Below are 14,589 nucleotides of genomic sequence, written 5' to 3' on the forward strand. Positions count from 1 at the left end.
CGTTTTTACGCTTGCTCCCGGGCTTTTTTGTTTGATTCGAACTGAAGGAGGAAATGACATGGCAAAATATTGGTTCAGCATCATTCTGGCATCCTTTTTTGAAGTCGGCTGGGTCATCGGCTTAAAGCACGCTACGACACCACTTGAATGGGCGGCGACTGTGGTCAGTATCATTATCAGTTTCACGGTTTTAATCAAGGTCAGTAATCATCTGCCGGTCGGAACAGTCTATGCCGTTTTCGTCGGACTCGGCACAGCAGGAACGGTCGTGACGGATATCGTCTTGTTTGATCAGTCCGCCTCCGTCATCAAGTTGATCTTGATCGCGGTCTTGCTCGTAGGGGTGATCGGTTTGAAATTAGTCAGCGGGGAGGGGGAACAACAATGAGTTGGTTCTATTTGATTCTGGCCGGATTGTTTGAAATGCTTGGTGTCGTTTTGATCAATACGTACAATCAACAAAAAAACGTTAAAAATCTGTTGCTGATGTTCGCTGGTTTTGGGTTCAGTTTTTTATTCCTGACCTTGGCGATGAATGAGTTGCCGATGGGAACAGCCTATGCGGTCTGGACGGGCATTGGAGCGGCAGGCGGTACGATTCTCAGCATGATTTTTTACAACGAAGCGAAGGACTGGAAACGGATTGTCTGTATCGGTTTGATTCTCAGTGCGACAATCGGCTTGAAGCTTGCAGGCGAATAAACATATCATTTAGATTACTTTTCCTGTTTGAGCCGACTGGGTGGCATATTTTAGCTGAAAAAAGGAAATACTCCTTATAAGACAAGTACGTCATTAAATTCGTGCATAAGGGGATGGATGGATATGAAAACGAAACAGTATATCGGAACGTTTTATAAAGAAGAAGAACTGATTTCAAAAATGGATGAGTTGCATCAGCAAGGTCATCGCGAAGAAGATTTTTATATCATCGTTAAAGAAAAATCGAATCTTCAACTGGTCCGCAGTCAGATGGACGCGGAAATCGCGACGACGAAACCGTCGTGGATTGACCGGATTCGCGGGAATCAGGGACGCGATCAGGAAGTGGACGATCTGTTTGGTTCGCTCGATCTACCGGAAGATCAAGTTGAAGTCCATAAAACGGAAGTCGAAGGCGGCGGGTTCGTACTGTTGCTGGAAGTTCAGGACATTCAGTTCGATCCCCACTTAAATACGGACAATACACATCCGGACGTCAAAGTACGTTACGGCAGTTACGAAGAAACGCATACATCAGACGATGCCAATTCAAATGCACAACTCGGTTCGGGAAATCCGCTTGACGTCGATAAGGATTCGAAAGAGGAGCATGCGGAAATCGATTTGCATCGTGCCGGAACCGACAAGATGCCGCAAGACGAAGAGGCCATTCAGCATGCCAAACTGGACAGTAACCGTGAACCGGACATTGCGATGCGCCGGGACGACGATTTTAAACGTCCGGAGTGGGAAGAACAAAAGGAACGTCATGAGGAACATTCGGATGAGAAAAAAGAACAACTGCACCGTCCGACCCGTTCTGTGGATCACTCCGATGATGTGGCGAAACAGGATCACGGAAACGATTTGGATCGTTAATCTAAAAAAAGAGACTGACGGACGTGTCAGCCTCTTTGCATCAGGCGATGTTCACAGTGATGTGGGCATCGTCTTATTTTTTATGCATCTCGTCCGGATTCGAGCCGGTCCGCTCATTCCGATTGAGCTGATCGATTTGTCGCATGTCATCCGGTGATAACACAAAATCAAAGATGTCCAAGTTTTCCTGAATCCGGCTTGGTGTGACGGATTTCGGGATCGCGATGATGTCATGCTGAAGATGCCAACGGAGAACGACTTGAGCAGGTGTCTTACCGTGACGTGCCGCGATGTCTGTGATGACCGGGTCTGTTAAGGCATCGCGTCCCTTCATCAACGGGCTCCAGGCTTCGACGACAATCCCGTTCTTTTGGCAAAATGCGCGAATCGCTTCCTGACTTAAGAACGGATGCAGTTCGATTTGATTGACGGCAGGGACGACGGTTCCTTCTTCCAATACCCGTGTTAAATGCGGAATGTGGAAATTCGATACTCCGATCGCTTTTGCTTTGCCATCTCGATACAGCTGTTCTAAAGCACGCCACGTATCCATATACAAATCCTCGTCCGGCATCGGCCAATGAATCAAGTATAAATCAACGTAATCAACCCCGAGCTTTTGGAGACTGGTTTCAAACGCGGCCAGTGTCCGTTCATAACCTTGATCCTTATTCCAAACCTTTGTCGTCAAAAAGATATCTTCCCGTGGAATCCCCGAATCCTTTAAGGCGCGACCGACACCGGCCTCGTTTTCATAAATCATTGCCGTATCAATGGAACGGTAGCCGACCCGTAAAGCTTCCCGCACCGCTTCATACACTTCCTGTTCCGGGACTTTAAACACACCGTATCCGAGTTGCGGCATGACCAGCCCATTGTTCAACGTAACGAATTCCATTTGAATTCCCCCTTAAGATAATAATCCTGTCTTACCCAGTTTACGCTTTTCACTTTCGAAAATCGAATCAAAGGAAGGGTTGAATTGGCGCTAGGAAATCCGTATACTGAGCGTTAACAAATAATGGGAGGGATCAGGATGATTCGTCAAGCCGTTTTACAATACATACACGAAGAACAAGCCGTCGATCGGCTTTCAGAATTGTTACGGGGGAGAAAAGCGGTGCTGATTCACGGTGAACAGGCATTAAAATCGTCCGAACAGTATTTGCCGGAATTGCCGAAGCTGCTGTTTTCCGGACATTGTACAGATCAGCAGGTAATAGAGCTTACAGAACAATGTGCCGCGTACGACATCATCATCGCTCTTGGCGGCGGGTCCGTCATTGATACGGCCAAACAAGTGGCCGTCAAACGAAATTGCCCGTTGATTGTCATTCCGACGATCGTCTCGAACTGTGCCCCGTGGACACCCCTTAGTGTCATGTATGATGAACGGGGTCGGTACCTTCGTTTTGACACGATTCCTGTCGTCATTGAAGCATTATTGCTCGACCATCGGATTTTAGCAGCCAGTCCATATGATTATTTTGTTGCCGGACTGGTCGATACATTAGCGAAATGGTACGAAGCCCGGGCGCTGAGCGGATCGACTTCTGACCATCCTGTCGTCGAATCGGCCTTACGGATGGCAGAACACTGTAAACGATTAATTTTGCAGACACCGATCAGTCCAAAACAATTTCAGGAGTATTCGTCCCCGATTCAACATCTGGTGGAGACGGTCATTCCGCTTGCCGGAAGTGTCGGTGGATTCGGTGACGAAGCAACACGTGGGGCGATTGGTCACGGTGTTCATAATGCGTTATCTCCGTTCCCGTCGACGAACCGGATTTTACACGGAAGTAAAGTCGGTTACGGCTTGTTGATTCAGGAGTTATTGTTAGGTGAAACAGTGTCCTATACAGAGTTGCGAAAGTATTTGATTGAAAACAAACAACCGACGACGAGTACAAATCTAGGATTGACGGAAGCGGAGCGAGCCGACTTGGCGCAACGAATTGGTCAGGAACCGCTCTGTCAACTGATTGCGACGGATTGGTCGAAGGCGACCGTTCTTTCGGCCTTAATGAAAAATGACCGGGAAGCAGTACTCATATCTTGATGGAAATATAAGATAAAGCCCCTTTCCTCGAAGCGGAGGAGAGGGGCTTTACGATTACTGTGCTTTTGCCAGTTCTGAGTACGGTGCGGGACGGCCGAGCAGATAACCTTGTCCGAGATCAAATCCAAGTTCGCGGCAGAGATCGAGTTCTTCCTGACGTTCGATGCCTTCCGCAAGAATCTGAATCCCCATCTCTTTTGTTAAATGACGCGCTTTTCGTAAAAAGGCTTCATTTTCTGTTACAGTGTCACAGTTTGAGATGAAGGCACGATCAATTTTGACATAATCCGGTTGGAGTAACGACAACATATCAAGCGTCGAGAAGCCGGCACCGACATCATCGAGTGCTACTTGGATGCCTTGTTTTTTATATTGTTCGAAGACATGTTTCAAGTGATTGACGTCTTCGATTTTTTCCGTCTCGACGACTTCGAACACGAGCCGGCTTGGATCGACGTTATACCGTTCGACGATTTCGAACGTATGACGCAGGCAGTACTCCGGATTGTAGATGGTTGAAGGGAGGAAGTTAATAAAGGTTTTTTGCGTTCCACCGACCAGATGTGTTGCCCGAATCGCTTCTTCACGCGCCCGTTGATCGAGTCGGGAATGAAGCCCCATTTTGGAAGCCGTCGAAAAGAGCAGACCCGGGGACATCGGAATCGTTTGATCGGCGGCCCGAAGCAACGCTTCATTCGCAAAAAGTGAGTTGTCTTGAATGTTGAAGATTGGTTGCAGATGACTCGTCATGATGCCGTTTTGAATGAAATCAATGGCTTGTCGGCTCTTCAACTGTTCGAGCAAAACAGAAGCTGCAAGTACAGGTGTCACGAGACGTGATCCGTTCGCCCGGCAGGAAACCGGAAAATCCCCAATCTGTAACGTAGAGCTAAGGATTTGTTCCAACTGCTCAAATGAACTGTAAGAAAATACTTCTGGCGCAGGCGATTGAATATGTAAAGAACCGGCCTCGATAAAACGGATTGTTGTTGTACATTCGGCGCAAGGATGCCACATGAATGGGTGTCCACCTCTCTTGGTAAAATACGTCTGTAAAAGATGTATTTATTAAATTAGTTAAAGTCTTTACCCGAAGATAATCTATAAATAAACCTGATATCAACTATTTGTCTTTCAATTGACCAAAGTAAAAAAAAGACAGGTACAGTTCATCTTTTGATGAACCATCCTGTCTTTTTTATCGGTTAATCGGTACATAATTTAAAGGATTACGATCGAATCCACAAAATCCAAAGCGTCGCATGCAGTAAAATTGCTAACGGTACAAAGAGTTGGAATTTGGCGGTCCGTGTTTTATGCCGGACGAGTTGCATTGCCAAAAGCGTCCCGAGAGCGCCGCCCAAAAAAGCAATCATCAACAAGGTGGCTTCGGGCGTCCGCCAGGCATGTTGCTGGGCTTTACGTTTATCCCGCCACATCGAGATAAATCCGATAACGGTCATGATGCCGTAAAAGGCAGCGATAGTTGAAAAAATAGTCATGTCTGTTTATTACCTTTCCGCGCCGCCGCCGCCGGAACTTCCGCCGCCACCCCGGCTGCCACCGCCACCACCTCCACCGCCACGCATGATGGCGGAAAAGATATTGATGATGGCAAAGAAGAACATGCCCCCGGTGAACTTCATGTCGAGGAACAGCAAGAGGACAAGACCGGCACCGATCAGGACTTTTGCCCAAGTACTCAAACCGCCGTCCGTACTTTTCTTGACCGGATCCTGCGATTCAAGCGACTGTTCTTTTGACACGACGCTGACGACCGCTTTGTACGTTTCGGATGCTGCTTTGCCATAATCACCTTGATCCCGATACGGAACGGCGTATTTGTCCAGAATCCGTCCCGCTGTGATGTCGGTCAGAATTCCTTCGAGCTTATAGCCGACTTCAATCCGAAAATTCCGGTCTTTTTCGTTTGGTGCCACGACGACGAGAATCCCGTTATCTTTTCCGGCCTGCCCGATGCCTTGAGCCCGAAACGTTTCATTGGCATACGTGCTTAAATCCTGTCCTTTTAAATCCGGCACCGTCTTGAGAACGACCTGTGCTGTCGTGTATTGTTCGAGTTCTTGCCCGAGACGAGCGAGCTCCGCTTCTTCCGACGCGGTCAGCAGCTGTGCATCATCCTGGATGAAGAACGCTGCGCCCGTGCGTTCTGACACGGCTTCGGCAGTCGGAGTCAGAAGGAAGAAGACGAGGAACGCGGTAAAAAGCAGTCGCGTTCGCCGCCAAATCATTTCGAGTCACTATTGAAGTCGACCGTTGGATTTTCACGGTCACTTTCCGAGATTTCATAATATGGTTTTTTCTCGAAACCAAATGCCGAAGCATAAAGCGAAGTCGGGAAGCTGCGACGTTTTTTATTGTAAACGGTCACGGCATCATTATAATCTTTCCGAGCAATACCCAAACGGTTTTCCGTGCCTTCTAGTGTATCCATTAACGATTGGAATCGTTCGCTTGATTTTAATTCCGGATATGTCGTTTGCAACGCAATCAATCCGCGAAGTGAAGACGTGACCTGTTGATCGGCTTCAATCCGTTGTTCCGTCGAAGCGGCACGGGCAAGACCGGCTTGTGCTTCGGCGATATCGCCATAAACTTTTTGTTCCTGACCGGCGACCCCTTTGACGGTTTCGACGAGATTCGGAATTAAATCCGCCCGGCGTTTGATCTGATTATCGACTTGCGACCACTTATTCGAAACATCTTCTTCGACATTGACGAGACTGTTGTACTGTCCGATTGCTAAAAAGGCAATCAGGACGACGACTGCAATCCCGATGATGAGAGGTAACTTGGAACCTCCACGATTTCTACGAGCCATATTGATGACCACTCCTTTTTTCTGTATCTCAACTATCTATACCCTAATCCGCAACAATAAGTTTCAAGAAATAAAAAAACCATCAGCGAAAAGCTGATGATTTTTGGGATTACATATAGACGATAACGGCAAGAACCGCTGCCAGGACAAGACGGTAAATCGCAAACGGAACGAGTTTGATTTTATTGATCAGTTTCAGGAAGAAGCGGATCGACAATAACGCAAAGCCGAACGAAGCGATGAAACCGACTACATAAAATCCAAGATCTCCGACATTGATATATTCCCAGTTCTTGACGAGTGACAAGGCACTTGCCCCGAACATGATCGGAACCGCCATGATGAATGTAAAGTCCGCTGCTGTCCGGTGATTCATTCCGAGGAAAACACCACCGGAAATCGTTGAGCCGGACCGTGAGAATCCAGGCCAAAGCGAGATACATTGGAACAGACCGACGAGTGCTGCCTGACGATACGAAATTTGATCAAGCGACGTTGTCTTCGGTTCTTTTGGTCCGAGTTTATCGGCGGCAATCATCAGGATCGCACCGGCGGCAAGACCGATGATGACTGTATCGATCGAGAAAAGATTTTCGTCGATGAAGTCTTCAAACAACAGACCGAGAACGGCTGCCGGGAGTAAACCAATCAGGACGTGGCGTAATTTTAATTTATGCGTACCCGATGCATCGTGTTCACCTTCGATTTTATAAAGACCGATTAAACTGAACAGCCGTTTCCAAAAGACGACGATGACGGCTAAAATCGAACCGAGTTGGATGACGATTTTAAAGGTGTTCGCCGAGTACTTCCCTAAGAAGTCCGTTGTTTGAAGCCACATGTCATCAACGATGATCATATGTCCGGTCGAGGAGACAGGGGCGAATTCCGTCATTCCTTCGACGAAACCGAGTAAAAGTGCTTTAAGTAATTCAATGATAGTCATGTTATTCTCCTTCTATATTATTCTAAATAAAAACATATCATGTTTTATTCTTCTGAGATAGAACGAATCGAAATATCGGGCGCAGGACTGAGAGAAATCCGGCTTGTTGCAAGCATCAAAAAAGAGTACACTGAACTTATAATCAAACAAACGTTTGAATGAGGTGAGGGAATGGAAGCGAAAACAGAACGTCTGAAAATTACAGGAATTGATTGTGCCAACTGTGCGGCGAAGGTGGAACGGGGTGTCGCGAGCGTGGCAGGCATCGAGCAAGCTGATTTGGATTTTGCCGGTCAGAAACTCTATCTGACATATGAAAAGGGCGCTGCAAGCGACGATACGTATCAGGCAGTCGTCGAACGGATTCAACAACTTGAACCGGATGTCCACCTCGTCCGGACGGCGTCCACAGAAGCCGTCGATCCGCGTGAACACGCGGGACATGACCACAGCCATCCGCACGATCATGGTCCATTTTTGAACCGTACGAAAAAAATACAATACAGTGTCGGTATGATCTCGTTCATCAGTGCTTTTTTTGTTCCGGGATCAATTGACCTTCTATTTTTTGCGGTTGCCTATTTTTTAATCGGTTGGGATGTCCTTCGAACCGCTGTCAGAAATATCCGGCATGGTCAGGTGTTTGACGAGAACTTCTTGATGGTCATTGCGACGGTCGGTGCTTTTTTAATCGGAGAGTATCCGGAAGCCGTCGCGGTCATGTTGTTTTATCAAGTCGGGGAGTTTTTCCAACACCGTGCTGTCGATCAGTCGCGGAAATCGATTGCTGCGCTGATGGATATCCGGCCGGATATTGCGACGCTTGAGGATGGACGGCGTGTGAGTCCGGAACAGGTGAACATCGGTCAACGGATTATTGTCCGGGCAGGGGAGAAGATTCCACTGGATGGGACTGTTCTTGAAGGGGAAGCGTTCATCGATACGACGGCATTGACCGGTGAATCGGTCCCGCGGCGTGTCCGTCCGACCGAACCGATTTTAGCCGGGACGATTAATACCGATGGTCATCTGTTGATTCAGGTCGATCGACGATACAGTGAGTCGACCGTCGCTAAAATTCTCGATTTAGTCGAAAATGCGTCACGCCATAAAGCACCGACGGAAAAATTCATTACACGATTTGCACGGATTTATACACCGATTGTCGTCGTGATTGCAACACTGCTTGCCGTCGTGCCGCCGCTTGTCGTGACGGGAGCGGCTTGGAACGACTGGATTTACCGGGCACTTGTGTTCCTTGTCATCAGTTGTCCCTGTGCGCTCGTGATTTCAATCCCGCTCGGCTTCTTTAGTGGAATCGGTGCTGCTTCGAAACGCGGTATTCTTGTCAAAGGCGGAAATCATCTCGAAGCGTTACAACAACTCGATACGGTCGTCTTCGATAAAACGGGAACGTTGACGGAAGGGGTGTTTGAAGTCGTCGAACTGAAAGCCGTGCATGGATCGGAAGACGAACTGCTTCGCGTCGCAGCGACCGTTGAGCAACATTCCAATCATCCGATTGCTAAATCCATTCAGCGGATGTATGCCCGGCACGCTTCTGTTTCGACCGCTGTTCAAGACTATCAGGAAGTAGCCGGTTCCGGCGTCACCGGACGGTTCGGCACGGATCAGATTCAGGCCGGAAATGCCCGGTGGTTCAAAGAACTCGGCTTGACGCCGCTCGATCAGACCGAAGACGGGACCTACGTACATGTGGCCCGAAATGACAGCTACCTTGGATTTATCCGGATTGCCGACCGTATTAAAGACACGACGGTAGAAGCGTTGGACGGGCTGAAAGCACTCGGAATTCGTCAGACAATCATGTTGACCGGCGACCGCCGGGAAACGGCGGAGCGGATCGGGCGACAAATCGGGATAACGCAAGTGAAGGCGGAACTGTTACCGGATCAAAAAGTGGAACAATTAGAAGCTATCTTGTATCAAGCGAACGGCCGGGTCGCGTTTGTCGGCGACGGAATCAACGATGCTCCCGTGTTGACGCGGGCGGATGTCGGGATTGCGATGGGTGGACTCGGAAGTGATGTCGCAATTGAAGCGGCAGACGTCGTCCTGATGACGGATGAACCGAAACAGCTCGTCGAAGCGATTCGGATTGCCCGGGCGACACGCCGGATCGTTTACCAGAACATTGCATTTGCACTTGGTATCAAAGGCGTGTTCTTATTGCTTGGCGCCTTTGGTGTTGCGACGATGTGGGAAGCTGTTTTTGCCGATGTTGGTGTAACGGTGCTCGCGGTCTTAAACGCGATGCGGATTTTACGAAAATAAGAATGGATGCACAATAAAAACCTCTCCCGCGTAAAGATGGGAGAGGTTTTCTTCGTGTTCCATCAACCGAGAGCGACATCGAGAATCATCATGACCGTGAAACCGACCATCAGACCAAGTGTGGCCAAGTCGGACCCGTTTTCAGCCTGTGATTCAGGAATCAATTCTTCGACGACGACGAAAATCATCGCGCCGGCGGCAAACGCCAAGGCATACGGCAAAAGCGGTTGAATAAAGAAGACGGCAGCAGCACCGACCATGGCAGCAATCGGTTCGACGATTGCCGACAATTGTCCGTAGTTAAAGGCCCGCCGGCGTGACATACCTTCTCCACGGAGCGGAATCGACAAGGCCGCCCCTTCCGGCATGTTTTGAATCCCGATTCCAAGCGCCAGTGTCAAGGCACCGGCAACGGTCGCGCCATCCATGTTCAAAGCGGCAGCACCGAAAGCGACCCCGATCGCGAGTCCTTCCGGGATATTGTGGAGCGTAATCGCGAGAAACAGCAACGTCGTTTTTTTCAGACCGGTCGAAGGACCTTCAGCGGTTTCGAGCGGGGCGGATAAGTGGAGGTGGGGAGTTACGAAGTCCAGCAAGCGGACAAAAAAACCACCTGCGAGGAAACCGATTGCAGCCGGCAACCAGGCAATCCCGCCGTCTTTTTCCGTAAATTCAATTGCCGGGGCAAGCAATGACCAAAACGAAGCCGCAATCATAACACCGGCCGCAAAGCCGAGCATCATATTCATGACCCGTTTTTCAATCGTCGTAAAGACGAAGACAAGTGCGGCCCCGAGTGCCGTTAATCCCCAGGTCATCATGCCGGCAAGCAAAGCTTGCACGACGACCGGAAGTCCGGTAAACCATTCCATCATATCAATCAATCCTTCTTTCAATGCCAATTCTTAAAATAAGTGCGTATCGTACAGCAGCTTCTGTCTCTTCTACCCGTTTTCGATCCGGATGATTCGTCCGAGCGGAATTTCAATCCGTGAGGACCCGCGCAAAACAAGGTACGCGCGCTCACGGTGAACCTGCTCGATGAATCCGGATGTCGTGACATAGCCTCTTTCACTATAATACGTGATTTCGAGCTCGATTCCTTCTATTAATGCTTGTTCGAGTAAGAACTGCCAAGGATACTGCAATTGTTCATCGATGACAGGAAAATCGATTTGATGTGTTTCAAGATAGTAGGCTTTGAGGAGTTGAATGTGTTCCGGCATCAAAAAGGGAAGCCATTTGAGATTTCCGCGGTCACGATAACGTGTCATGTAAATCACCTCCCGGATGTCCGCCGACGAATCGGAGCCGGCGTTTCGCGACACTTGTATCGAGGAATGACACCGCCAAACGGATCGTTCCTTTACCGTAACGTAAATTGACGTGATCGATGGCTTTTAATAACCGTTTTCGGCGCCAGACCTTTGTATTGTCTTCAAACAAGGACAATTGAAGTGTTCCCTGATCCGGGGTGAGTTGTCCAAGAGCGACTGATAGAAAGCGAACCGGTTCACCGTCAAGCCAATTCGGTTCGAACAATTGAAGAATATGACGTAATAACAGCCGTTCATCGGCGGTCGGATAAGGCAATCGGAGCTGTTTTAAAAAGCCGTCACGGGCGACATGTCGAGAGTAGCGGACGCCAAGATGGACCGTCCAACCGACCTGATTGGAAAAACGGACCCGTGCCGCAACATCACTTGCTAATTCGGCGAGAACTAAACGAATCTGTTCGTACTGGTAATAGTCACGCATCAGGGTCACCCCATGTCCGATCGTTCGTTTGGTATCCGGTGCAGTCCGGAACAAGGTCATCGGATCAATGATTGTCGGAGAACCGTCGATTCCCCAGGCATGGTGCCAAAGTTCTGCCCCGATTACGCCGAACCGTTCGTGCAGATCTTCGACCGGGGCTGCTGCCAGGTCCCCAATGGTGTGGATTCCCATTACCGACAAGTGTTGCTCCATCATCCGTCCGACGCCCCACATCTTGCGGACCGGAAAATCATGCAACAACCGAGAGACATCCGCATAACCGCATTGTGCGATACCTTCACGTTTTCCGCGTAAATCGAGGACCAGCTTTGCAATGACGTTGTTCGGACCGATTCCGATCCGGACCGGAATGCCGGTCTGTTGCCAGATTGCCGTCTGAATTTTCCAGGCTGTTTCCGTGTCTGATCCGAAAAGCCGTTCCGTTCCGCTCATGTCGACAAAGTTTTCATCAATTGAATAGATCCGGATTGCGTCGGGCGGCGCAAACTGATGCAAGACGTCCAGCACTTCGATCGATGTTTTCATGTATGCCAGCATCCGTGGTTCGACGAGCACAATCTGTTTCCGCTCACGATAAGGCAACTGCTCAATCTGATAAAGACGACTAGCTGTCTTGATTCCGAGTTGTTTTAAAGCGGGACTGGCCGCAAGGATAACCGATCCGGATCGGGTTAAGTCCGATACGACAGCAAGTTTCGTCGTTAAAGGAGGTAAATTTCGATAACGGCATTCACAACTGGCATAAAAAGAGACACTGTCGACACAAAAAATCCGTCGGTCCGGAAAAGGTAGGATCGGATTCATAGAAAACACTCCTTACTACATAAAAGAACGTTTGTTCTTATTTTTGATTTGACTATATCATGGTCTCAAGCGGTCTCAAATCAAAAAAATAAAAAAAGAGTCAATCTTTGCTACACTGGAAAAGGTGAATGCGATGTAAAGGAAAGAAGGGGAAGTACATGAAAAAACAAATCATTCAATTACCCGAGTTACCGCAACAGTTGACATCGGAAACCTTTGCGGATGTCGAAATCGATGATCCGTATCTGTATCAAACGTTGTATGAGAAAGAGACGTTGCCGGTCGAACTGACGGAACGGCTCGACGTCAATCAAGTCTGTTTTCGGAATGTCTCGTTTGCAGGACTGGTCTTTGAGCGGGCTTCATTTGAAAATGTCCGTTTTGAACAATGTGACCTGACAGGATGTCAGTTTCAGGACAGTCGTTTTCATCGGGTTGTTTTTGAGGATTGCCGCCTGACCGGAATTCATTTTGAGTCGAACACGATCGATCACGTAACAATCAAAGACTGTCAGGCCAATTACGCCCAAGTCATCCGGACGGCGTTGCGTCATGTCACACTGGAACAGACATCGATGCGGGAAAGTCATTTCTTTGAAATGAAGCCAATCGATTTCCGACTGCATGAAGTTGATTTGTCGGAAAGTCAATGGGTCGAGACGGCATTAAAAGGACTGGATTTGCGACAAGCCGACTTATCCGGCATCACGATTGATCCACGCTTTTTGCCGGGGGCCATCGTTACGGAAAGCCAGGCTATCACCTTTGCCCGGTTACTCGGACTCGTCATTCCAAGTCATGGTTAACCAGTAAAAAAAACGAAGTCCACTGTCCCCGTCATATTCGGGAGAGTGGACTTCGTTTCGTTTAAAAGGAAATGGTTTCACCGTCATCCGGGATGAGAAAATGAGCGGACAGATGGTGGGCGGCCAGAAAATCAGCAATCATATCACGGCGCAACAGGCAATGGTTGACCGACTCGAGGTGAGAGACGATGATGGTCGCTTCAGCCGCCGCCTGATGAACAGCCAGCAAATCACGCTGGGACATCGTAATCGGTTCGCCGGTCAAAAATTGTGCCGCGCCGCTGTTGACGATGATGATGTCAGGCGCATGCTGCTCGATTGCCGTCTCAACTTCTTCACACCAAATCGTGTCACCGGCGATGTAAAGTGTCGGTTCGTCCGGGTGCGTCAAGACGAGACCGGAGACGGTGCCCATCCGTTGACCGATTTCCCCGACACCGTGCCGGCCTGACGTATGGTAAACGCGGATATCACCGAGCGCCAGTCCGTTTTCAAACGACGAGACGTTCGTGAATCCGGCTTCGCGGATTGTCGCCGCATCCGCCTGGTTTTGTGCATACAGCGGAATCTGTTTCGGCAGAATTTCTTTTGCTGTCTCATCAAAATGATCGGCATGGAGGTGGGTGACGAAAATCGCATCCGGATCAAGCAGTGTCGAGACATCAACGGGCAAGTCGACGAGCGGATTCGGAACGGCGTTCGGCGTCTCTCCGAACGGCGGAAGAGATCCTTTTTTACCGAGAAACGGATCGATCAAAAATACTTGATTGGCATAGGTGACGACGAGTGTTGCATTACGGATCTGTTGAATATCCACGGGCAGTCTTCCTTTCGGGTTGGGAATGTTTCACTGTTCGTTCATTTCCCATTCAGACGCCGTGTTAATCATATTTGATCGTCGATGGTTTTCGGGAGCAGCTTCTCCATCGCCAGGACGTCCACATAATATCCGTTGAGCATACCTTGTTCCTTAAACGTTCCGACAATCCGGAAGCCGGACCGGATGTACAGTTTTTGACCGATTTTGTTAAAGGGGAACGTAAACAGAATCAACTTATGGAAACCTTGTGTAATCGCGTGTTCTTCGATGACATGTAACAGCTGACGCCCGATGCCCTGTCCGCGATGGGTCCGGGTGATGTAGATCGACAGTTCACCGACGGATTGATAGACGGGACGAGGGTTATAAGGGTCAAGTGAGATGAAGCCAAGAATCGTTGTACCTTCATACGCTACAAAACCGGCATAACGGGGTGTCCGTTCCCGATACCAGTCTTCCATGAAAGACAATTCCTTCGTATCCGTTTCAAGCGTCGCGATCCGGTCTTCGATGCCTTCGTTATAGATGGCAAGGATGTCTTTTAAATCGTCTTCCTTAACAGGGCGAATCATCATACACGTGACCTCCAGTTAAAATAAGTCTTTTCTTCATTATATAGGAGGAAGGGGAAACAAGCGGTATGTTTGTAGGATA

At 48.9% G+C, this 14,589-nt stretch carries 17 protein-coding genes; 6 read left to right on the plus strand and 11 right to left on the minus strand.

The window, feature by feature from the left end:
- Positions 1-58 precede the first annotated feature (58 nt).
- The 3 genes from KNP91_RS14075 to KNP91_RS14085 all read left to right on the plus strand — a co-directional run bounded on the left by KNP91_RS14075 (position 59) and on the right by KNP91_RS14085 (position 1,581).
- Entirely contained in the window at positions 59-388 is a 330-nt protein-coding gene (locus tag KNP91_RS14075) for a DMT family transporter (RefSeq protein ID WP_214766242.1), read from the plus strand.
- Entirely contained in the window at positions 385-702 is a 318-nt protein-coding gene (locus KNP91_RS14080) for a DMT family transporter (protein WP_012369317.1), read from the plus strand. The genes KNP91_RS14075 and KNP91_RS14080 overlap by 4 nt, the downstream gene beginning before the upstream one ends.
- A gap of 123 nt (positions 703-825) precedes the next feature.
- Positions 826-1,581, plus strand: coding sequence for a general stress protein (locus KNP91_RS14085; protein WP_251136073.1), 756 nt, complete (start codon positions 826-828; stop codon positions 1,579-1,581).
- 73 nt (positions 1,582-1,654) lie between these two features.
- Here the strand turns inward: KNP91_RS14085 and KNP91_RS14090 are convergent, their stop codons facing one another.
- Positions 1,655-2,479: an aldo/keto reductase gene (locus tag KNP91_RS14090; RefSeq protein WP_012369319.1), complete on the minus strand. Its 825-nt coding sequence runs from the start codon at positions 2,477-2,479 to the stop codon at positions 1,655-1,657.
- Positions 2,480-2,617: 138 nt separating this feature from the next.
- Between KNP91_RS14090 and KNP91_RS14095 the strand changes: the two genes are divergently transcribed.
- Positions 2,618-3,643 carry an iron-containing alcohol dehydrogenase family protein gene (locus tag KNP91_RS14095; protein ID WP_214850626.1) on the plus strand — a complete coding sequence of 342 codons (1,026 nt, stop codon included), beginning with the start codon at positions 2,618-2,620 and terminating at the stop codon, positions 3,641-3,643.
- 54 nt (positions 3,644-3,697) lie between these two features.
- Here KNP91_RS14095 and KNP91_RS14100 read toward each other — a convergent pair whose 3' ends face one another.
- From KNP91_RS14100 to KNP91_RS14120, 5 genes are all read right to left on the minus strand, one after another.
- Complete coding sequence (locus tag KNP91_RS14100) at positions 3,698-4,660, minus strand: EAL domain-containing protein (protein ID WP_131503407.1); 963 nt, start codon at positions 4,658-4,660, stop codon at positions 3,698-3,700.
- Between the two features lie 212 nt (positions 4,661-4,872).
- A complete protein-coding gene (locus KNP91_RS14105; RefSeq protein ID WP_214850630.1) occupies positions 4,873-5,145 on the minus strand; it encodes a DUF1294 domain-containing protein in 273 nt (90 codons plus the stop codon).
- A gap of 9 nt (positions 5,146-5,154) precedes the next feature.
- On the minus strand, positions 5,155-5,895 hold the full coding sequence (locus tag KNP91_RS14110) for a TPM domain-containing protein (protein WP_012369323.1): 741 nt from the start codon (positions 5,893-5,895) through the stop codon (positions 5,155-5,157).
- On the minus strand, positions 5,892-6,485 hold the full coding sequence (locus tag KNP91_RS14115) for a LemA family protein (RefSeq protein ID WP_012369324.1): 594 nt from the start codon (positions 6,483-6,485) through the stop codon (positions 5,892-5,894). Before KNP91_RS14115 ends, KNP91_RS14110 begins: the two co-directional genes overlap by 4 nt.
- A 109-nt stretch (positions 6,486-6,594) precedes the next feature.
- Positions 6,595-7,431 carry an undecaprenyl-diphosphate phosphatase gene (locus tag KNP91_RS14120; RefSeq protein WP_214766232.1) on the minus strand — a complete coding sequence of 279 codons (837 nt, stop codon included), beginning with the start codon at positions 7,429-7,431 and terminating at the stop codon, positions 6,595-6,597.
- A 171-nt stretch (positions 7,432-7,602) separates the two neighbouring features.
- Here KNP91_RS14120 and KNP91_RS14125 point away from each other — a divergent pair, with 171 nt between their 5' ends.
- Positions 7,603-9,726, plus strand: a complete 2,124-nt coding sequence (locus tag KNP91_RS14125; RefSeq protein WP_214850633.1) for a heavy metal translocating P-type ATPase — start codon at positions 7,603-7,605, stop codon at positions 9,724-9,726.
- Between the two features lie 62 nt (positions 9,727-9,788).
- Here KNP91_RS14125 and KNP91_RS14130 read toward each other — a convergent pair whose 3' ends face one another.
- From KNP91_RS14130 to KNP91_RS14140, 3 genes are all read right to left on the minus strand, one after another.
- The gene (locus KNP91_RS14130; RefSeq protein ID WP_034770070.1) at positions 9,789-10,601 is read right to left on the minus strand and encodes a ZIP family metal transporter; all 813 of its coding nucleotides are present in this window, start codon (positions 10,599-10,601) and stop codon (positions 9,789-9,791) included.
- A gap of 69 nt (positions 10,602-10,670) precedes the next feature.
- Complete coding sequence (locus KNP91_RS14135) at positions 10,671-11,000, minus strand: YolD-like family protein (RefSeq protein WP_012369328.1); 330 nt, start codon at positions 10,998-11,000, stop codon at positions 10,671-10,673.
- Positions 10,984-12,309: a Y-family DNA polymerase gene (locus tag KNP91_RS14140; protein WP_214850636.1), complete on the minus strand. Its 1,326-nt coding sequence runs from the start codon at positions 12,307-12,309 to the stop codon at positions 10,984-10,986. Before KNP91_RS14140 ends, KNP91_RS14135 begins: the two co-directional genes overlap by 17 nt.
- A gap of 158 nt (positions 12,310-12,467) precedes the next feature.
- On the opposite strand from KNP91_RS14140, the gene KNP91_RS14145 reads away from it, so the two are divergent.
- Positions 12,468-13,115, plus strand: a complete 648-nt coding sequence (locus KNP91_RS14145; protein ID WP_012369330.1) for a pentapeptide repeat-containing protein — start codon at positions 12,468-12,470, stop codon at positions 13,113-13,115.
- Between the two features lie 61 nt (positions 13,116-13,176).
- Here KNP91_RS14145 and KNP91_RS14150 read toward each other — a convergent pair whose 3' ends face one another.
- Both KNP91_RS14150 and KNP91_RS14155 read right to left on the minus strand, forming a co-directional pair.
- Complete coding sequence (locus KNP91_RS14150; RefSeq protein WP_214850638.1) at positions 13,177-13,932, minus strand: MBL fold metallo-hydrolase; 756 nt, start codon at positions 13,930-13,932, stop codon at positions 13,177-13,179.
- Between the two features lie 68 nt (positions 13,933-14,000).
- Positions 14,001-14,510, minus strand: coding sequence for an arsinothricin resistance N-acetyltransferase ArsN1 family A (locus KNP91_RS14155; protein WP_214767800.1), 510 nt, complete (start codon positions 14,508-14,510; stop codon positions 14,001-14,003).
- Between the last annotated feature and the right edge of the window lie 79 nt (positions 14,511-14,589).

This window comes from Exiguobacterium sp. s138, from assembly GCF_018618775.1.
In the GTDB taxonomy this organism is placed as follows: Bacteria; Bacillota; Bacilli; order Exiguobacteriales; family Exiguobacteriaceae; genus Exiguobacterium_A; species Exiguobacterium_A artemiae.